Raw genomic sequence first — 19371 nt, forward strand, 5'->3', positions numbered from 1 at the left:
CGGCACTCAGGCGTCGACGCCTCGCTCGATGACACCGAGCAGGGCGTCGACGTCGACGTTCTGCTCGACGAGATCCGCCAGCAGATCCAGTTGTTCCTGACGAAGCTGCCCGACGCTGGTGGCCGGCGACACCGTGAACCCCGACCGCCCGGAGAGTCGAGCCGCCCAGCGCAGAAACTCGCGACGGAAGTGGTCGGACTCGAGCACTCCGTGCCAGTGCGTACCCATCACCGACCCGCGCACACTGCCCTCGGATTTACCGTCGGCGTACGTCAGCAGCGGCGAATCGCCGGTACGTACGACGCGGCCGTGGTGAATCTCGTAGCCCGACACGGCCGAATCCGCGAACCGAGCCGACGAACCCTCCACACGTGCCAGCACCTTGTCCGCACGGAATTCGACGTCGAGATCGAGAAGGCCCAATCCGTCCACCTTCTCGACGTCGGATTCGATTCCGTCCGAAATGGTCTGCCCCAGCATCTGATACCCGCCGCAGATGCCCAGAACGGGCCGACCGGTGCGGCCACGTTCCTCGAGCGCCTCCGCCAGACCTGTCCTGCGCAACCACGCGAGATCGGACAACGTCGCCTTGCTTCCCGGCAGGACCACAAGATCGGCGTCGGGCAGCCGCGACGGCTCCGTCACCCACTGAACCGAGACGCCTGGCTCGCATGCAAGCGCCTCGACGTCCGTCGTGTTGGATATGCGGGGCAGCCGGATCGCCGCCACCCGCAGCCATTGCCCGCCCACCGGACGCGACGGACGCCCCACCGGCGCGTCGGCAACCACCCCGAGCGAATCCTCGGCGTCCATCCACAGTTCTTCGCAGTACGGCACGACACCGAACGTCGGCCTGTCCGTGAGCGATCGAAGTTGGTCCAGTCCCGGCTGCAGCAACGCCGGATCACCTCGGAACTTGTTGATCACGAACCCCTTGATCAACGCCTGATCCTCGGGCGACAGTACCGCGACCGTTCCGTAGAGATGAGCCAGCACTCCGCCGCGATCGATGTCGCCGATTATCACCACCGGTATCGAAGCAGCGGTGGCCAGCCCCATGTTCGCGAGATCGGTTGCACGTAGGTTGATCTCCGCAGGCGACCCCGCACCCTCGCAGATCACCACGTCGAAATCGCGGCGAAGGGACTCGAGCTCGGCGGCGACGACAGTACGTAAGGCCTCCCGGTGCTCGATGTACGTGGACGCGGACACCTGCGCCACCGCGCGTCCACGCACCACCAACTGCGACGTCCGATCACTTCCCGGTTTCAGCAGAACCGGATTGAACCGCACGCTCGGCTCCAGACCGCACGCCGCAGCCTGCAGTGCCTGCGCCCGCCCGATCTCCCCGCCGTCGAGCGTCACCACCGAGTTGTTGGACATGTTCTGCGCCTTGAACGGCGCCACGGACACACCGCGACGCGCCAACATCCGGCACAGGCCCGCCACCAACACACTCTTGCCCGCATCGGACGTCGTACCCGCAACCAGTAGCGCACCGCCCAGAGTCGTCACAACCCGAACTTTGTTCCGCAGGCTCTGCTCGGAGCCTTCACAACGAGGTTCGTTCCGCAGGCTCCACTCAGAGCCCTCACAACGAGGTTCGTTCCGCGGGCTCCACTCAGAGCCTTCACAACGAGGTTCGTTCCGCAGGCTCCACTCACGGCAGAGTGAGAATTTCGCAGCCCGTGTCCGTGACGACGAGGGTGTGCTCGAACTGCGCGGTCCACTTGCGGTCCCGTGTCACCACCGTCCAGCCGTCGTCCCACATCTCACCGTCGATGGTGCCCAGGTTGATCATCGGCTCGATCGTGAAGGTCATGCCCGGCTCGATGATGGTCTCCACCGACGGCTGGTCGTAGTGCAGCACCACCAGGCCGTTGTGGAACGTGGTGCCGATGCCGTGGCCGGTGAAATCCTCCACGACGCCGTAACCGAAACGATGCGCGTAGGACTCGATGACGCGGCCGACGACGTTGAGCGCGCGCCCCGGCTTGACTGCCTTGATGGCACGCATCGTCGCTTCGTGCGTGCGTTCGACGAGCAACCGCGCCTCCTCGGAGACGTTCCCGGCGAGGAATGTTGCGTTGGTGTCCCCGTGAACACCGTCGATGTAGGCAGTCACGTCGATATTGACGATGTCACCGTCCTGAACGACGGTGGAATCGGGGATGCCGTGGCAGATCACCTCGTTGAGGGACGTGCAGCACGATTTCGGAAATCCCCTGTAGCCCAACGTCGACGGGTACGCACCGTGGTCGATCATGTACTCGTGCGCGATGCGGTCGAGTTGGTCGGTCGTCACACCGGGTGCAACGGCTTTACCCGCTTCCTGGAGCGCGCGAGCGGCGATGGTGGACGCGACCCGCATCTTCTCGATCACCTCGGGCGTCTGAACCCACGGCTCGCTGCCTTCGTTCGCAGTCGGCTTCCACGCGTACTCCGGTCTTTCGATCGACGCGGGAACGGACAGAACCGGTGATACGACACCCGGCACGAGTGGCTGGCGCGGCTTGCTCTCGGCGGTCACAGACATGCGTCCAGGGTAGTCGGTGAGCCTCGAACCCGATCGTCACGGCCCGATACCCCACCCGCTATGATGCAGGTCACAGGACCCCGAGGAGCCCGACGTGTCGACCGACGAAATGCCACGCCCCCGCACACGTGACGGCGTTCTTCGTCCAAGTGACGGGGATGCGCTGCGTGCCGAACTGAGGCACATCGCCGACGCGTCGGGAGTCCCGGTCGTGTTCGGCGGTGAAGTCGACTCGCACACACTGTGTCTCAGCCACTTCCACGGCACCAGAACACGAGGTCTCGACGGACTCGTCATTCCGAGCAGGTCCGGCCTCGGCGGCCGAGTGCTGGATCAACGTCGTCCCGCCGCGGTCAGCGACTACCGAGCGTCGATGTACATCACCCACGATTACGATCAGCCGGTCCTCGGCGAGGGTCTGCAATCGATTCTGGCTGTTCCTGTCGTCGTCGCGGGAGCGTCACGGGCGGTGATGTACGCAGCGATCCGAGAACGCGGACCCATGGGCGACCGCGTGGCGGACAGCATGATCCGCGCATCGAAGCGGCTGGCGCAGGAAATCGCCGTCCGCGACGAAGTCGACCGTCGGTTGCGCCTGATGGACAGCGTCGCCGCACACCCCGCTGCGCCCTCGACGTCGGCGACGGAGACCCTGCGCGAGATCCACGCCGAATTGCGCACCCTATCGGGATCCGACATCGACGAAACCGTGGCAGCACGGCTCGTGGAACTGTCCGACCGCATCGCAGGCTCGTTGCGCGGTCCCGACGTGGAATCGGACGTGACACTCTCCGCTCGCGAAACCGACGTTCTCGCGCAGATAGCACTGGGCTGCACCAACGCGGAGGCAGCCGCGAGGCTGTCACTCAAGCCGGAGACGGTCAAGTCCTACCTTCGGTCGATCATGAGCAAGACCGGCACGCGCACACGCCACGAATCGGTGGTCGCCGCACGCCGGTTGGGCCTTCTCCCCTAGTAACCGGCGGGCAACTGCTCGAACATCTGGCGCGTGACCGCCACCGCGTTGTCCGAGCTACCGCCGCGTACCACCAGGGTCGCGAACGCCAGATCCCCTCGGTAGCCGACGAACCACGCGTGCGATCCACCGTCGACCTCGGCCTCACCCGTCTTCCCGTAGACCTCCCCCTGGTCGGCGATCCGCTCGGCCGTTCCGCTGGTCACCACCGAGCGCATCATGCCGCGAAGACCATCGACCATCGCAGGTTCGATCTGCGGGTGCTCCCCCTCGATCGTGGTCTCCCGACCGACGATGAGAGTGGGCACCGGCGTCGAGCCGTTGGCCACCGTCGCCGCCGCCAACGCCATGCCGAAGGTGGACACCACCACCTTGCCCTGGCCGAAACCGTCCTCGGTGCGCTGCACCAACTCCTCGGCCGGCGGTACCGAACCGGAGTCCGTCGGCAGTCCGACCACGTCGTACTCAGGTCCGACGCCGAATTGCGACGCAGCCACCGTCAACGCGTCCGGCGCCATCTCGCTCGCCAACTTCGCGAACGACGTGTTGCAGGAGCGCGTGAACGCCGTTCCCATGGAGACGTTTCCGAGCGAGAACTCGTTGTAGTTCGGGATGCTGCGTTCGCCGATCTCGATGCGACCGGGGCACGGAACCGTGGTCTCCGGGCCCGCGAGCCCGTTGGAGATGGCGGCACCGGCAGTGATGATCTTGAAGGTCGATCCCGGCGGGTACAGGCCGGCGGATGCAACGGGTCCGTCCCTGTCCGCTTCCTTGTTCTGGGCGACGGCGAGAACGGCACCGGTCGACGGCTGGATCACCACCATCATCGCCTGTTCGGCGCGTGCATCGACCGCGTTCTGTGCCGCGACCTGGATGTTGCGATCGAGACTGATCGAGAACGACGGCGCGGGTTCGGGCGGCGTGTCGGTCAACACGTCGATGTCCACGCCGTTCCGGTTGACCGTCACCACACTCCACCCGGCCTTGCCGTCGACCTCGTCGATGACGGATTTCTTGACCTGGGAGATCAGGTCGGGAGCGAAGTTCCTGTCGGTGGACAGCAGATCCGATTCGTCCGACGCCGATACTCCCGACAGTCCGGCGAGTGCCGCCGCGACTGTTCGATAGTCCTCGTCTCGGAGCAGCGCAACCGGGTACGCACCGTCGACGGACGTCGCGGACTCGACGATGCTCTGCGCCGAGATGCTGGAGTCGAACGGAGCGAGAAGGCGGGCGAGGTTCGTGGCCGTCGCGACGATGTTGTCCGACTCGTCGGCGGTCACCTTGATGCGATGCACGACGCCCGGAACCAACACGTCGGTGCCGGAGCGCTCGTTCACCCGCGCACGCGGCGGTGCCGTCGACCGCAGAGCCATCGTCTGCGTTTCGCCCAGGCCTGGATGAATGTCGGTGGAAGTCCACCGCACACCCCACTGCCCGTCGGTGCGTCCCATACGGAGTTCACCGTCGTACGTCCACACCCGTTCCTTCGGCAGTTGCCACTCGTAGGTGTAACCGACGGTGGCCGTGTCCCCGTCGACGCGAACCGAAGTGGTTGTGGCATGCAAAGATTCAGCTTGCAGGTTGTTCCATGCATCCGACAGCGCGGCGGACGCGACGTCCGGACGGTCGGTGTCCGCGGCCGCGGCGTCGATGTCCTGGGAAGAGAACGCATCGAGGAATGCCTGCGCCGCAGGCTCGGGTCCCGCCGGGCTCGGCGTGCACGCCACTGCAGATCCCGTCACCACGACACACGCAGCCGCGACCACGAGGCAACGACGAAGACCCGAGAATTCCATTGCGCCCATCGTAGTTCGGCGACGCCCGGGTCCCCGGCAACGAATCGCTGTCAGTCGAGAAGGACCGTCGTGAACGTCGCAACCTGAGTGAGGCCGATCCGCGCGTACGCACGACGGGCGGGGAAGTTGAAACTGTTGACGTAGAGGCTGGCCACGCGCCCGCTCCGCACCACCGCGTCGACGACGGTTGCCGTTCCCGCCGACCCGAGACCGCGGCCTCGGTAGAGAGGATGCACCCATACGCCTTGGATCTGGCCCACGGTGGCCGAGCGTGAACCGATCTCGGCCTTGTACACGACCTGGCCGTCCTCGAAACGCGCCCATGCCCGGCCCGCGGCGATGAGACTTGCGATCCGACGACGGTAGCCACGGCCGCCGTCGTTGGCGCGTGGATCCACACCGACTTCCTCGATGAACATCGCCACAGCGGCCGTCAGGTAGACATCGAGTTCGTCGGCGCGCACCAACCGCACTTCGGGGTCCGGTGGAAACTCCGAGAGTTGTGACGTGGCGAGGAGCGGTTGCTCGCTCCGCAACTCACGCGGCGCTCCCCAGTCGGCTTCCAGCATTTCCCACAGCGGAAGCGTCAACTCGGCGCGCCCGACGAGCGAGGAACACATACGTGGGCCTCGGCAGGCGCGGTCCGCGAACGACCGCAGATCGTCGACGTCGCCGAGCAGTGGAACCAGGTTGGCACCGTAGAAGCACAGAGACTCCTGCGGTCCCCCTCGACTCCACATCTCGCCGTGGAACGACCGTGGGTCGAGCCCGGATTCCTGCACACGCGCCGCGATCATGCACGTGGCAATGGGATCGGCGTCGAGCACACGGAGAACACTGGCAGTGTCCTTGTTGCTCAGTGGCTTCGCGCCGAGGAGCTTGAGCACCGTCCGTCACCTCCCGAGCTACGCGCGTCCACCGTCATGGACATAGATTGCCAGATCGACGCATGCATCGGGGACTTTACGGGTGGGACATTCGGCCCCACTTCGAGTGGTTACCCGACGGTGACGACCGGCGCTCCCGAGTCGGCGCCCTCACCCTCGTCGAACTCCTCGGCGATGCGCATCGCTTCCTCGATGAGCGTCTCCACGATCTGGGCCTCGGGCACGGTCTTGATCACCTTGCCCTTGACGAAGATCTGACCCTTGCCGTTTCCGGACGCCACACCGAGATCCGCGTCGCGCGCTTCACCCGGACCGTTGACGACGCATCCCATCACGGCGACGCGCAGCGGGATCTCCATACCTTCGAGACCCGCGGTGACCTCGTCGGCGAGCGTGTAGACGTCGACCTGCGCGCGACCGCAGGACGGGCACGACACGATCTCGAGCTTGCGTGGCCGCAGATTGAGCGACTGCAGGATCTGGTTTCCGACCTTGATTTCCTCGGCGGGCGGCGCGGACAGCGACACTCGGATGGTGTCGCCGATGCCGCGCGACAGGAGCGAGCCGAACGCCACGGCGGACTTGATGGTGCCCTGGAACGCCGGCCCCGCCTCGGTCACACCGAGGTGAAGCGGGTAATCGCACTGCGCCGCCAACTGCTCGTACGCCGCGACCATCACGACCGGGTCGTTGTGCTTGACCGAGATCTTGATGTCACCGAAGCCGTGCTCCTCGAACAGGCCTGCTTCCCACAATGCGGACTCGACGAGCGCTTCCGGGGTTGCCTTGCCGTACTTGTCCATCATCCGCTTGTCGAGCGATCCGGCATTGACGCCGATACGGATGGGGATGCCTGCATCGCCCGCGGCTTTCGCGACCTCTTTGACTCGGCCGTCGAATTCCTTGATGTTGCCGGGGTTCACGCGGACCGCCGCGCAGCCGGCGTCGATCGCGGCGAAGATGTACTTGGGCTGGAAATGGATGTCCGCGATGACGGGGATCTGGCTCTTCTTCGCGATGATGGACAGCGCATCCGCGTCGTCCTGTGTGGGGCATGCCACACGCACGATGTCGCATCCGGACGCCGTCAGCTCGGCGATCTGCTGCAGGGTCGCGTTGATGTCGTGAGTCTTGGTGGTGGTCATCGACTGCACCGAGATGGGGTGGTCGCTGCCGACACCGACGGTGCCGACCTGCAGTTGACGAGTCTTACGGCGGGGTGCGAGTACGGGAACCGGCGGTGCCGGCATTCCCAATCCGACTGACACAGTCACTTCGTTGCCTTCTTCCGGTGAGCTTCACCCATGAGTCTACTTAGAACAACTGGATCGGGTTCACGATGTCCGCTGTGAGCGTCAGCAACATGTACGCGCCGCCGATCACGATCACCACGTAGGTGACGGGCATCAACTTCATGTAGTCGACCGGTCCGCCGTTCGGCAGCCCGCGTCTGTTGCGGAAGAAGTTGCGGATTCGCTCGTAGATCGTCACCGCCATGTGCCCGCCGTCGAGTGGGAGCAACGGCAGCAGATTGAAGATGCCGAGGAAGAAGTTCAAACTCGCGAGCAGCAGCACGAACACCGGCCACATGGACCGCTCCACCAACTGTCCACCGATCACCGACGCACCGACCACGCTGATCGGAGTCTCGGCGTCACGCTCACCGCCGGTGATGGATGTCCACAGATCCGCTACCTTGCTCGGCATCTGCACCAGTCGATGCGCGGTCTCGACGAACATGTCGCCAGTGAACGCGAACGACGCGGGAATCGCGGCGAGGGCGTTGTACTGGGTCGGCAGGAACCGTTCCATCGACACTCCGACCGCGCCGACCGTCGCCGACCGTCGGCCGGTTTCCGTACCGTCGGACACCCAGCGCTGCACCTGCTGGACCTGGACGGGGAACGTCAACTCGGCGCCGTCACGTTCGACGACGAAGGTCGCGGTGCCGGACAGAGGCTGGGTCGCCGCGACGACGTCCGTGAACTCGGGTGTCTCGGTGCCGTTCACCGACACGATGACGTCGCCCTGCCGAATGCCTGCCTGGAACGCCGGGCTAGGTCCGCTGCACTCCGGGAAGGTCAGATCGTCGTTCTGCGTCGGCGGAACGCACTGCATCTCCCCGACCATCGCGCCGGCCGGCGGGTTCAGATTCGGTAGTCCCCACCCGACGGCCAAGGTGAAGATCAGCACGAAGCCCAGAACGAAGTTCATCCCGATGCCGCCCATCATGACGACGAGCCTCTTCCAGGTCTTCTGGCGGTACATGGCACGGTCGATCTCGTCGGGAGCGAGTTCGTCGATCGCGGTCATGCCGGCGATGTCGCAGAACCCGCCCGCCGGAATGGCTTTCAGGCCGTACTCGGTCTCACCTCGACGGAACGAGAAGACCTTGGGACCGAAACCGATGAAGAAGCGGCGCACCTTCATTCCCGTCGCGCGGGCGGTCCACATGTGCCCCGCCTCGTGCAGCGCGATCGACACCGTGATTCCGAGGGCGAACAGGATCACCCCGAATACGAACACCATCCGGCTCAGTCCTTCTGGTTCAGGAGTTCGCGGGCGTGGGCGCGGGCCCACGAATCTGCAGCGAGGACGTCACCGACGCTGGTGGGTTCGGAGGTCCACTGCCCGGTGCCTGCGTCGAGTACCTGTCCGACCGTCTCCACGATCTGCGGGAAATCGATCCGTCCCGCCAGGAATGCTTCGGCAGCAACTTCATTGGACGCGTTGTAGACCGCCGTCATGCACCCACCGAGCACCCCGGCTTCGCGGGCGAGTTGAACCGCGGGAAACACCCGGTCGTCGAGTGGCTCGAAATCCCACGTGAACGACGTGGTGAAATCGATCGCTCGAGCCGCGTCCCGCACGCGGTCGGGCCATCCGAGGGCGAGCGCGATGGGCAGGCGCATGTCCGGCGGGCTGGCCTGAGCGATCGTCGACCCGTCGAAGAACGTGACCATCGAATGGACGATGGACTGCCGGTGAACCGTCACGTCGATGCGGTCGTACGGAATGTCGAACAACAGATGGGTCTCGATGAGTTCGAGCCCCTTGTTGACCAGCGTTGCCGAGTTGAGGGTGTTCATCGGCCCCATCGACCACGTCGGGTGTGCAGCGGCCTGCTCCGGCGTCACCGATTTCAGTTCCACCTCGGACCATCCCCGGAACGGGCCACCCGAGGCGGTGAGGATCAGGCGATCCACTTCCGCCGCGCGGCCTCCGCGCAGACATTGAGCCAGCGCGGAATGCTCGGAGTCGACGGGCACGATCTGGCCGGGAGCGGCCGCGGACGTCACCAGCGAGCCGCCCGCCACCAGTGATTCCTTGTTGGCGAGGGCGAGCGTTGCACCCGACTTCAGAGCGGCCAGGGTCGGTTCGAGGCCGCGCGACCCCACCAGCGCGTTCAGCACGATGTCTGCCTGCACCGATTCCACGAGGTCTGTCACAGCTCGGTCGCCCGTGAGAATGTCCGGCAGGTTCAGCTCGGCGCCGGCCGTGGGGTTCGCCACCGCGACGGAGTCGACGCCCGTGGCGTCGATCTGCCGACGCAGCACGTCGATGTTTCCGCCCCCGGCCGCAAGCCCCACCACCTCGAACTTGTCGGGGTTGGCCGCGATGACGTCGAGCGCCTGGGTCCCGATCGATCCGGTACTACCCAGCAACAGCACCCTCTTGGGTCTGCCCGACGGTGAATCTTCGACTCGCAGTGGCTCTGGCACTCGTCCATTGTTCCTGATCGTGTCTGAGAGTTCGCTATGCGTGTGCCGTCCCTAAGCTGACACCGTGCCGTTGCCGACCCTTGTGACCGATCTGATCAGCTACGAACTGCTGTTGTCCGTGGCAGAACTCGGCAGCATCGGACGCGCCGGGGAGGCCCATGGAATGTCTCAACCGGCCGCCAGCTCGCGGCTGGCAGCTCTGGAGCGACGAGTGGGCGTGCCACTCCTCGAACGGACGCCCCGCGGCGCCACCCTCACCGCGACCGGAGAACTGGTGGCGAGCTGGGCCGAGCGCGTCGTCGTCGAAGCCGCGCGCCTCGCGACGTCCATCGAATCACTTCGGACCGACCGGAACAGCCACGTGAGAGTCGCGGCCAGCCTCACGATCGCCGAGTACCTCGTCCCCCGATGGCTGATCACGCTGCGCGCTCAGGAGCCGTCGGTCACGCCGTCGCTGTCGTCGGGCAATTCCGCCGATGTCTCCGCCGCCGTTCTCGCCGGCCGCGCGGACATCGGTTTCGTCGAGAGCCCCGACGTGCCCAACGGACTCGAGCACTGCGACATCGCGCACGACGAGCTGGTCGTGGTCGTCGCCCCGGGCCACGAGTGGGTGGGCCGCTCGATCACCGCACGAGAACTGGCGTCGACGCCGTTGGTCACCAGAGAACCCGGCTCGGGCACCCGCCGCGCCCTCGAACGAGCGCTCGAGAGCACCGACTCGGCCCCGCCGTTGCTCGAAGTGTCGTCCACCACGGCGATCAAGGCCGCGGTCGGGGGCGGGATGGCGCCCGCAGTGCTCAGTTCACTCGCCGTGTCCGCCGAGCTGGCGGCAGGCACGCTGGTCCGCGTCCGCACGGACGGGCTGGATCTGCGCCGCTCCCTCCGTGCCGTGTGGCCCACGGGAACCCGCCCGAACGAGCCGTCGTCGACGTTGGTGACCATCGCCATAGCGGCCAACGAGTCATAAGCCGAGGTTTGGACGCGACAGGCAATCGACGTCTACCGTCGCCGCCCACGGCCGGGCACCGTGAGTGTCATGACCACGATGCTCCTCGCGAACGTACCCGCCACCCGACGAGGTTCCGGCGCCCCCACCGCGATATTCCGAGACGTCACCCCGAATCTGTTCACCACGGTGATGGGGACGGGCATCGTCGCCACCGCGGCGGCGACGCTCCCCGTCCAGTTCGTCGGGCTGCGGGTGTTCGCGACGATCGTGTGGGCCTCGGCTGCGTTCGTCATGATCGCGCTGACGGTCGCGCTGGCCGTCCACTGGACCGTGCACCGCGTGCACGCCCTGGCTCACGCGGCGAATCCGGTGACGGTGCAGTTCTACGGCGCTCCCCCGATGGCTCTGCTCACTGTCGGTGCGGGCGCGGAACTTCTCGGCGGCGACATTCTGGGCAACGCGACGGCGACGGCCGTCTTCGCGACGTTGTGGACGGCCGGGACCGTGCTCGGGGTCCTCGCCAGCGTGACTGTTCCGTACCTCATGATCACCACGCACGACCACACCGACGTGGCTGCTCTACCAGCGTGGTTGATCCCCGTCGTTCCTCCGATGGTGTCCGCGTCCACCGGCGCGTTACTACTGCCGCACGTCGCACCCGGCCAGGGGCGGTCGGCCATGCTCGTCGGGTGTTACGCGCTGTTCGGGCTTTCGCTCGTCGTCGGCATGCTGACCGTGGCCCTGGTGTACGGGCGTCTGCTCCACCGCGGTGCACCCGCTGCTCAGGCCGCCCCCACGATATGGATCACCCTCGGGATCGTGGGCCAATCCGTCACGGCGGCAGTGCTTCTCGGCAACGACGCAGCGCTGGTGTTCACGGGCGACGACGCGACGATCGCCACAGGTCTACGGGTGTTCGGGATTGTCCACGGGCTGGTGATGGGCGGCTTCGGAGTGTTCGTGTTCGCCCTCGCCGCGGCCGTGACAATGCGCTCCCTGCGTCGTGAACCAAGCTTCTCCATGAGCTGGTGGTCGTTCACGTTCCCGATCGGAACGTGCGTCACCGGCGCGACCGCGCTCGGCGGCGCTCTCGGCTCCGCAGCTGTCGACGCCGTGGCCGTCGTCCTCTACGTGGTGCTGGTCTCTGCCTGGGCGGTGGTCGTCGCCCGCACCGTCTGTTCCCTCACGTCCACCCGTGCGCCGCGGGTGGGTGCTCGGCGATCCAGTGCCGGGCGATGTCGACACGTCGAGCGATCCACACCTTCTCGTGCGACTGGACGTGGTCGAGGAAACGCTCCAGCGCCCTGATGCGGGCCGGACGTCCGACGAGTCGGCAGTGCAACCCCACCGACAGCATCTTCGGTGAACCGGCTTCACCCTCGGCATACAGAACGTCGAACGCATCGCGGAGGTGCGCGAAGAACTCCTCCCCCGTCGAGAATCCACCGGGCGACGAGAAACGCATGTCGTTGGTGTCGAGCGTGTACGGGACGACGAGGTGGTCCACGGTGTCCGACCCGCGATCCACCCGGGCCCAATACGGCAGGTCGTCGGCGTAGGAATCCGAGTCGTACAGAAATCCTCCGTGCTCGACGACGAGCGACCGGGTGTTGGGTGAGTCGCGGCCGGTGTACCACCCGAGCGGAGCCGATCCCGTCAGCTCGGTCAAGATCTCCATGGCTTCGGCCATGTGTTCACGCTCGACGTGCTCGTCGATCAGTTGATAACCGATCCAACGCAATCCGTGACTCGCGATTTCGTGCCCTTGTTCGACGAAGGCGGCCACCGCATCCGGATTGCGCTGCATCGCACGGGCGACGGCGAACACGGTCAACGGCAGTCCGCGACGCTCGAACACACGAAGCACTCGCCATACGCCGGCACGAGATCCGTACTCGTACAACGACTCCATACTCATGTGCCGGTTGGGAAACGCCTGAGCTCCGATCATCTCGGACAAAAAGGTCTCCGATGCCGTATCACCGTCCAGAACGTTGTTCTCGGACCCTTCTTCGTAGTTGAGCACGAACTGAACGGCGATCCGTGCCCCACCCGGCCACCGCGGATCAGGAGGATGCGCGCCGTAACCGACCATGTCGCGCGGGTAGGGCACACGGGAGTGGGACAGTCGTTCCGAAGTCACGAAAGTCGAGTCTTCCAGCAATCGCGCCGCCGCGCCGAGGATACGGACCCTGGTGGCTACGACGGACGGTCGTATGCAAATATTGACGAAGACGAGCGCGCCTGCCGACGGCGTGAGACATGACCCGAGAGGATCGACCGGTGGCACAAACCGAGCTGAACCCCGCTTCGTACGACCCGGTCGAGTACACCCACGAGGACATCGCCGAGGTCCCGTCCGCCGAGTGGGGATGGAGCGGTGAGTCCGGCAAAGCCATGCGTATCGCGGCGATCGTCGTTGCGGCCATGCTGCTGTTCATGATTCACGGCAACCACACGGGCCTGGTCGAGGACCTGTGGCTCATCGGCTTCGCGATCGCGCTGGTCGGCATCGTGGTGCGCGACGTGATCGTGCGCCGCAAGCCTCGCTGACGAACTTCCCAGGTCTTCCTTCGTCGCAGGTCTTCCTACTTACGTCGAATGCCCGGTACGACTCGAAGTCGTACCGGGCATTCGCGTTTTCGGGAAGCAGCGCGCCTAGTTCTCGGCAGCGAGCTGCCCGCACGCAGCGGCGATTTCCTGCCCGCGAGTATCGCGGACCGTGCAGGACACACCTTGGGCGATGACTCGTCGCACGAATTCACGCTCGACGTCCTTCGGGCTCGCGTCCCACTCGCTGCCCGGCGTCGGGTTGAGCGGAATCAGGTTGACGTGCACTCGCGAACCCAGTGCCTTGTGCAGCTTCTTGCCGAGCATGTCGGCCCGCCACGGCTGGTCGTTGACGTTCTTGATCATCGCGTACTCGATCGACACACGGCGACCGGTTCGGTCTGCGTAGTAGCGAGCCGCCGACAGGACCTCGGCCACGGACCACCGATTGTTCACCGGCACCAAGGTGTCGCGTAGCTCGTCGTCGGGAGTGTGGAGCGACACTGCGAGGGTCACCGACAACCCCTCTTCGGCGAGCTTGCGGATCGCCGGCGCCAGTCCGACGGTCGACACGGTCACCGACCGCTGGGACAGACCGAGCCCGTCCGGCGCGGGCGAGACGATCTTGCGGACGGCTGCGACGACGCGCTTGTAGTTCGCGAGAGGCTCGCCCATACCCATGAACACCACGTTGGACAGTCGGCCTTCGCCACCGGCGACCACGCCGTCACGCAGATCCGCCGCCGCCGAACGCACCTGGTCCACGATCTCGGCTGTGGTCAGGTTGCGGTCGAGACCACCCTGTCCCGTTGCGCAGAACGGGCACGCCATTCCGCAGCCCGCCTGACTGGAGATGCACAGTGTCGCGCGGTCCGGGTACCGCATCAGGACACTCTCGAGCAGGGTGCCGTCGTTCGCCTTCCACAGCGTTTTGCGTGTGTCGCCGTCGTCGCACGCCAGGTGTTTGATCGGCGTCAACAGTGTGGGGAACAGGTCGGCGCCGACCTTCTCACGCACAGCGGCGGGAAGGTCCGTCATCTTGCTCGTGTCCGCTTCGAGGCGGCTGTAGTAGTGCCTGGCCAACTGGTCGGCACGGAATGCAGGCAATCCGAGTGCCTTCACCGCGTCCTTGAGGCCGTCACGATCGAGATCCGCCAGGTGACGCGCAGGCATTCCACGCTTCCGATCCGCGAACACCAGCGGAAGCGCGGCCCTCGTCGGTGTGGACGTGCCCTCGGCCGAGTCCGGCGAGGGAGCAGTCCCGGTAGCAGCGTGTGCGTCGGAAACGGAAGCGGAGTCACTCATAGTGCCTCCAGTGTCCCACTCCTGCGCACCGACGCCTATTCAGCACGGTTCACCGTCGCCGCCGTCCGTTTCCAGCTCGATGCGGAGGGGTAACCGAATCGACAGCAGATACGCGTGCATTCCCGCCTCGCGTACGAAAGGATCGAACAATGTCCACACCAGCAGGAGATCGCAACGACGGCTCGTTTCCGGACGCGTCGGCACCGTACGAGGACTCGGGTTCGTCGGCGATCACGACGCCGGATTCGGACCAGCACAGCGCACCCGATCCGGAGGCCGTTCGCGACACGAGACCTGCCGTCGGGACGGCGCCGGACGGTATCGCGCACACCAAAGCCGCAGCTACGTGGACCGGCCTGGTGGTCGGCGCGATCGTACTGGTGATCCTTCTCATATTCATCTTGCAGAATCTCGACGCCGTGCCTGTGGAAATATTCGTGTGGACGTTCGAGCTTCCGCTCGGCGTGAGTATGTTGCTGGCCGCGATTGCCGGTGCCCTCGTGATGGCCCTGGCGGGCGGAGTCCGAATTCTTCAGATTCGGCGTGCGGCAAAACGCAAATAACGGATCGAACCGGTGAACAGTATGCACACAAGCTGGCGTAGTCGAACTGAATCGATAATGCTGGTAGTGCCCGATTTCACCACAAGGAGCCTTTTGTGACCACTTTCATGGAGACACCCGTGACGTCTGGCGTCGCGCCCGAGCGTGCACGCTCGTGGCTGTTGGTACCCGCCACCAAACCCGACACGTTCACCGCAGCCGCCGAGTCCGAAGTCGATGCCGTCATTCTCGACATCGAGGACGCCGTGGCACCCGGCGCGAAGCCCGCCGCCCGCGACGCTGTCGTCTCCTGGCTGGAAGCCGGAAACTCCGCCTGGGTACGAGTGAACGACGCGACCACGAGCTTCTGGGCCGACGACCTCGCCGCCCTGTCCGGCCTGAAGGGCCTCGCAGGCATCATGCTGGCCAAGACCGAAAGCGGAAGCCAGGTCGAGGCAACCGCGTCGCGCCTGGCCGAGGGAACGCGCATCCTCGCACTCGTCGAATCCGCCATGGGTCTCGAAGCAACACCCGAGATCGCGCGCGCGGACTCCACGTTCCGGCTGGCGTTCGGCAGCGGCGACTTCCGGCGCGACACCGGAATGAGCGACGAGCCCCTGGCCATGGCGTACCCACGTTCGAGGCTCGTCGTGTCGTCACGAGCGGCACGCCTCCCCGGTCCGATCGACGGTCCAACCCTTACCGCGAACGAGAGCATCCTCTCGCGCGACTCGGCCCTGACGGTGTCGATGGGCATGACCGGCAAACTGTGCATGCACGCCGAGCAGGCTCCTACCGTCAACCGTGAGCTCGCACCGTCGCCGTCCGACGTGACCTGGGCCGACGAGGTCGTCGACGCACTCGGCGCCGACGGAGCACGAGTGAAGGACGGCAGCGACCTTCCACGTCTCGCCAAAGCGTTGAAAATTCGCGACGCCGCCGAGATTTTCGGAGTTCGCGCCGGGTGAGCCGAACGGTCAGGCCAGTTCGATGCCGGCAGGTTTGTGCCGGACATGGACCCGGTACCTGACATCGAAGCCAAGGCCAGGGATGCTGCGTGCAGCCCTGGCCGCTGTGCGTCGGGTGAACTCGATCCCCAGAACCTCCCGCATCGTCCGGCGATCCGAGAACTTCCACCGGGTGTCGACACGCGTCAACGCGAATCCTTGCGCCTCGAAGAATGCTTCCACGGCGCTGCAGTTGTACTTCGGCAGGTCGGCGCGCATCCAGTCTCCGTAGGGCGACGACGAGACGTCGAGATCCACCACGACGAGACTTCCACCCGGAGTGAGCACTCGCAGCGCTTCGGTGATCCCCGGCCCCGCCCCGACGCCGAAGAAGTAGGCCGTTCGGGCGTGCACCAGATCCACGGACGAGTCCGGCAACGGTAACGATTCCGCGTGACCCGCGACCACCTCGACGTTGTGCAGGCCGCTCACTCGTGTCGCAGCCGCCTCCCGGAGTGGCTCGTGCGGCTCGACGCCGATGACCCGACTCGCGTCGGCCGCGAAGTCCGGCAGATGGAATCCTGTTCCGCATCCGACGTCGACCACGACGCGGCCGGCCCAAGGAACCACCGCACGCAGATACCGTGGGATGTTTCCGTCGGCGTCCTGCGCCAGATTCTCCGCCTCGTAGATCTCCGGCCAGTGCCAGATGTTCGGGCTGGGGATGGTGCGGGGATCCGTCACAGCAGGATCGCGAACACCAGCCACGCTACGAAAGCCGACGGAAGCAACGAGTCCAGACGATCCATGATGCCGCCGTGACCCGGTAGCAGCGTACCCATGTCCTTGATCCGGAGATCGCGCTTGACCTGAGATTCGATGAGGTCGCCGAGCGTACCCGTCACCACGAGCACGACGCCGAGGAGAACGCCGATCATGGAGTTGGCGTCGAGGATGAGTGTGACCGTCAGAAGGCTGCCGATCACGCAGAACAGTAACGACCCGGCCAGACCTTCCCAGGACTTCTTGGGACTGATCGCCGGGGCCATCGGGTGCTTGCCGAACAGCACCCCGGCAACATATCCGCCGACGTCGGAGCAGACGACCGCGATCAGGAACACCAGAACCCGTCCCGCACCGTTCTCTTCCAGCACCATCAGCACGGCGAACGAAGCCAGAAGCGGTAGCCAGCAGGCCACGAGAACGGTGACGGCGAGTTCGCGCAGGTAATTCTTCGGTGCCGATCCAAGCCCCTGCTGCAGCAGCAGCCAGACCATGCACACCAGCACGGTCGCCGCCGTGGCACTCAGCACACCCGTCGTACCCCACGGCCATCCGGACCAGATGATCGCTTGACCACCGGCGATGAGCGGGATACGCGGAACCAGAATGCCCGCCTCACGAAGACGCTTGGACACCTCGTAGGTCGCGACCGCCAGCGCGACGGCGACCACTCCTATCCACACCCGCGGCGCGAACACCATGATCAGGATCAGCGATATCCCCAGACCACCACCGACGCCGATGGCGGCGGGAAGATTACGGCCGGCCTTGCCGGGCGACTTGGCAGCTGCACTGCCCGTACCGTTCGGGTCGGGTGCGGCAGACCCCAGTGGTCGTTCCGTACCCGCCACGACGCTGTCTCCTTGCTTCACGTGTTCCACTTCGGTTCCGCGAGGACCCGACCTCCGCAGCGCGGAAGGTCAGACCTCCATCAAATCCGCTTCCTTACGCTTGACGAGCTCGTCGATCGCGGCGGTGTACTTCGACGTCGTCTTGTCGAGCTCGTTCTCGGCCCTGACGACCTCGTCCTCGCCTGCCTCGCCGTCCTTCTGGATGCGCTTGAGCTCTTCCATGGTCTTGCGTCGGACGTTGCGGATGGACACCTTGGCGTCCTCGCCCTTGCCCTTGGCCTGCTTGACGAACTCGCGGCGTCGTTCCTCCGTCAACTGGGGCACCCCGATGCGGATCAGGTTGCCGTCGTTGGTGGGGTTCACGCCCAGGTCGGAGTTCCTGATCGCGGTCTCGATGGGGCCGAGCTGAGCAGCTTCGTACGGCTTGATGACGACGAGCCGAGCCTCGGGGACGTTGATGCTCGCGAGCTGGGTGATCGGGGTGGGCGCCCCGTAGTACTCGACGACGATGCGATTGAACATGCCGGGATTCGCGCGGCCGGTACGGATGCCCGACAGATCGTCGCGGGCGACGGTGACAGCCTTCTCCATCTTTTCTTCTGCGTCGAAGAGCGCTTCGTCGATCACGGTCTGTCCTCCATAGTTCTTGCCGGCATCCCGGCTCCTCGTTCGTCGGTCACGTCGTTCACGACTTGACCAAAGTACCGATGCTCTCGCCTGCAACCGCACGCGCGATGTTGCCCTGCGTCAACAGGTTGAACACCATGATCGGCATCTGATTGTCCATACACAGGCTGAAGGCGGTGGCGTCGGCGACCTTCAGTCCCTTCTCGAGCACCTGCCGATGCGTGATGGAGTCGTACATCGTTGCCTCGGGATCGAGCTTCGGGTCGGCGGAGTACACCCCGTCGACGGCCTTGGCCATGAGCAGCACTTCCGCGCCGATCTCGAGTGCACGCTGAGCGGCCGTGGTGTCGGTGGAGAAGTACGGCATTCCCATCCCGGCACCGAAAATGACCACTCGGCCCTTCTCGAGATGACGCCGTGCGCGTAACGGGAGGTACGGCTCCGCCACCTGCCCCATGGTGATCGCGGTCTGCACACGGGTCGCGACGCCCTGCTTCTCCAGGAAATCCTGCAGTGCGAGGCAGTTCATGACCGTACCCAGCATGCCCATGTAATCGGAGCGCGAACGATCCATACCGCGTACCTGAAGCTCTGCTCCGCGGAAGAAGTTTCCACCGCCGATGACGACGGCTACCTGGACGCCCGTGGAGACCACTTCGGCAATCTGTTCGGCTACGTTGTTGACGACATCCGGGTCAAGGCCGACCTGGCCTCCTCCGAACATCTCACCACCCAGCTTCAGCATCACTCGCTTGAATCCGGGGCGGTCGGTGGCGGGATCGGTCATTGCTCTCCTCGGTTCTCGCCTTCTCGAATGCGCACGGTGAAAAAGGCACTTCGAAGCACCTACGGTCTCATCCTGCCCTATCGGCAGCGTCGCGGGCGACACCGCCCACG

General features: G+C 65.4%; 18 protein-coding genes and 1 pseudogene. 6 read left to right on the plus strand and 13 right to left on the minus strand.

The annotated features are described in order from the left end of the window. Window positions 1-6: 6 nt before the first annotated feature. Both CH290_RS13395 and map read right to left on the minus strand, forming a co-directional pair. The gene (locus CH290_RS13395) at window positions 7-1515 is read right to left on the minus strand and encodes a cobyric acid synthase (RefSeq protein WP_033189592.1); all 1509 of its coding nucleotides are present in this window, start codon (window positions 1513-1515) and stop codon (window positions 7-9) included. 145 nt (window positions 1516-1660) lie between these two features. Continuing rightward, window positions 1661-2536 (minus strand): type I methionyl aminopeptidase, encoded by an 876-nt coding sequence (map, locus tag CH290_RS13400; RefSeq protein ID WP_019664224.1) that lies wholly within the window; start codon window positions 2534-2536, stop codon window positions 1661-1663. Window positions 2537-2645: 109 nt separating this feature from the next. Here map and CH290_RS13405 point away from each other — a divergent pair, with 109 nt between their 5' ends. Beyond that, a complete protein-coding gene (locus CH290_RS13405) occupies window positions 2646-3512 on the plus strand; it encodes a LuxR C-terminal-related transcriptional regulator (RefSeq protein WP_170947591.1) in 867 nt (288 codons plus the stop codon). On the opposite strand, the gene CH290_RS13410 is transcribed toward CH290_RS13405, so the two are convergent. From CH290_RS13410 to dxr, 5 genes are all read right to left on the minus strand, one after another. Then, window positions 3509-5311 carry a penicillin-binding transpeptidase domain-containing protein gene (locus CH290_RS13410; protein ID WP_033189590.1) on the minus strand — a complete coding sequence of 601 codons (1803 nt, stop codon included), beginning with the start codon at window positions 5309-5311 and terminating at the stop codon, window positions 3509-3511. The genes CH290_RS13405 and CH290_RS13410 overlap by 4 nt on opposite strands. Before the next feature lie 50 nt (window positions 5312-5361). After that, complete coding sequence (locus tag CH290_RS13415) at window positions 5362-6198, minus strand: GNAT family N-acetyltransferase (RefSeq protein ID WP_019664227.1); 837 nt, start codon at window positions 6196-6198, stop codon at window positions 5362-5364. Between the two features lie 110 nt (window positions 6199-6308). After that, a complete protein-coding gene (ispG, locus tag CH290_RS13420; protein WP_019664228.1) occupies window positions 6309-7448 on the minus strand; it encodes a flavodoxin-dependent (E)-4-hydroxy-3-methylbut-2-enyl-diphosphate synthase in 1140 nt (379 codons plus the stop codon). Window positions 7449-7512: 64 nt separating this feature from the next. Continuing rightward, complete coding sequence (locus CH290_RS13425; protein ID WP_019664229.1) at window positions 7513-8727, minus strand: M50 family metallopeptidase; 1215 nt, start codon at window positions 8725-8727, stop codon at window positions 7513-7515. A gap of 5 nt (window positions 8728-8732) precedes the next feature. Beyond that, window positions 8733-9920, minus strand: a complete 1188-nt coding sequence (dxr, locus tag CH290_RS13430) for a 1-deoxy-D-xylulose-5-phosphate reductoisomerase (protein ID WP_371828075.1) — start codon at window positions 9918-9920, stop codon at window positions 8733-8735. 64 nt (window positions 9921-9984) lie between these two features. On the opposite strand from dxr, the gene CH290_RS13435 reads away from it, so the two are divergent. Together CH290_RS13435 and CH290_RS13440 are read left to right on the plus strand one after the other, a co-directional pair. Next, window positions 9985-10887: a LysR family transcriptional regulator gene (locus CH290_RS13435; RefSeq protein ID WP_230621009.1), complete on the plus strand. Its 903-nt coding sequence runs from the start codon at window positions 9985-9987 to the stop codon at window positions 10885-10887. 78 nt (window positions 10888-10965) lie between these two features. After that, window positions 10966-12033, plus strand: a pseudogene (locus CH290_RS13440) (TDT family transporter); the annotation flags it as partial. Between the two features lie 19 nt (window positions 12034-12052). Here the strand turns inward: CH290_RS13440 and puuE are convergent. Further along, on the minus strand, window positions 12053-12964 hold the full coding sequence (gene puuE / locus CH290_RS13445) for an allantoinase PuuE (protein ID WP_020110283.1): 912 nt from the start codon (window positions 12962-12964) through the stop codon (window positions 12053-12055). Window positions 12965-13152: 188 nt separating this feature from the next. Between puuE and CH290_RS13450 the strand changes: the two genes are divergently transcribed. Next, window positions 13153-13422, plus strand: a complete 270-nt coding sequence (locus CH290_RS13450; protein ID WP_019664234.1) for a DUF2631 domain-containing protein — start codon at window positions 13153-13155, stop codon at window positions 13420-13422. A 105-nt stretch (window positions 13423-13527) separates the two neighbouring features. Here CH290_RS13450 and rlmN read toward each other — a convergent pair whose 3' ends face one another. Continuing rightward, window positions 13528-14592: a dual-specificity RNA methyltransferase RlmN gene (rlmN, locus tag CH290_RS13455; RefSeq protein WP_052083186.1), complete on the minus strand. Its 1065-nt coding sequence runs from the start codon at window positions 14590-14592 to the stop codon at window positions 13528-13530. A gap of 281 nt (window positions 14593-14873) precedes the next feature. Between rlmN and CH290_RS13460 the strand changes: the two genes are divergently transcribed. Together CH290_RS13460 and CH290_RS13465 are read left to right on the plus strand one after the other, a co-directional pair. Continuing rightward, window positions 14874-15287 (plus strand): LapA family protein, encoded by a 414-nt coding sequence (locus tag CH290_RS13460; RefSeq protein WP_019664237.1) that lies wholly within the window; start codon window positions 14874-14876, stop codon window positions 15285-15287. 107 nt (window positions 15288-15394) lie between these two features. Further along, window positions 15395-16234, plus strand: a complete 840-nt coding sequence (locus CH290_RS13465) for an HpcH/HpaI aldolase/citrate lyase family protein (protein ID WP_020110286.1) — start codon at window positions 15395-15397, stop codon at window positions 16232-16234. Window positions 16235-16243: 9 nt separating this feature from the next. Here the strand turns inward: CH290_RS13465 and CH290_RS13470 are convergent, their stop codons facing one another. The 4 genes from CH290_RS13470 to pyrH all read right to left on the minus strand — a co-directional run bounded on the left by CH290_RS13470 (window position 16244) and on the right by pyrH (window position 19261). Next, window positions 16244-16957 (minus strand): class I SAM-dependent methyltransferase, encoded by a 714-nt coding sequence (locus CH290_RS13470; RefSeq protein WP_019664239.1) that lies wholly within the window; start codon window positions 16955-16957, stop codon window positions 16244-16246. Then, complete coding sequence (locus CH290_RS13475; protein WP_051104842.1) at window positions 16954-17826, minus strand: phosphatidate cytidylyltransferase; 873 nt, start codon at window positions 17824-17826, stop codon at window positions 16954-16956. The genes CH290_RS13470 and CH290_RS13475 overlap by 4 nt, the downstream gene beginning before the upstream one ends. Before the next feature lie 90 nt (window positions 17827-17916). Beyond that, entirely contained in the window at window positions 17917-18474 is a 558-nt protein-coding gene (gene frr / locus CH290_RS13480) for a ribosome recycling factor (RefSeq protein ID WP_019664241.1), read from the minus strand. Window positions 18475-18532: 58 nt separating this feature from the next. Further along, entirely contained in the window at window positions 18533-19261 is a 729-nt protein-coding gene (gene pyrH / locus CH290_RS13485) for a UMP kinase (protein WP_019664242.1), read from the minus strand. Window positions 19262-19371 lie beyond the last annotated feature (110 nt).

Origin of the sequence: Rhodococcus sp. 06-156-4 (genome assembly GCF_002259345.1) — a bacterium.
GTDB classification, from domain to species: Bacteria; Actinomycetota; Actinomycetes; order Mycobacteriales; family Mycobacteriaceae; genus Rhodococcoides; species Rhodococcoides fascians_E.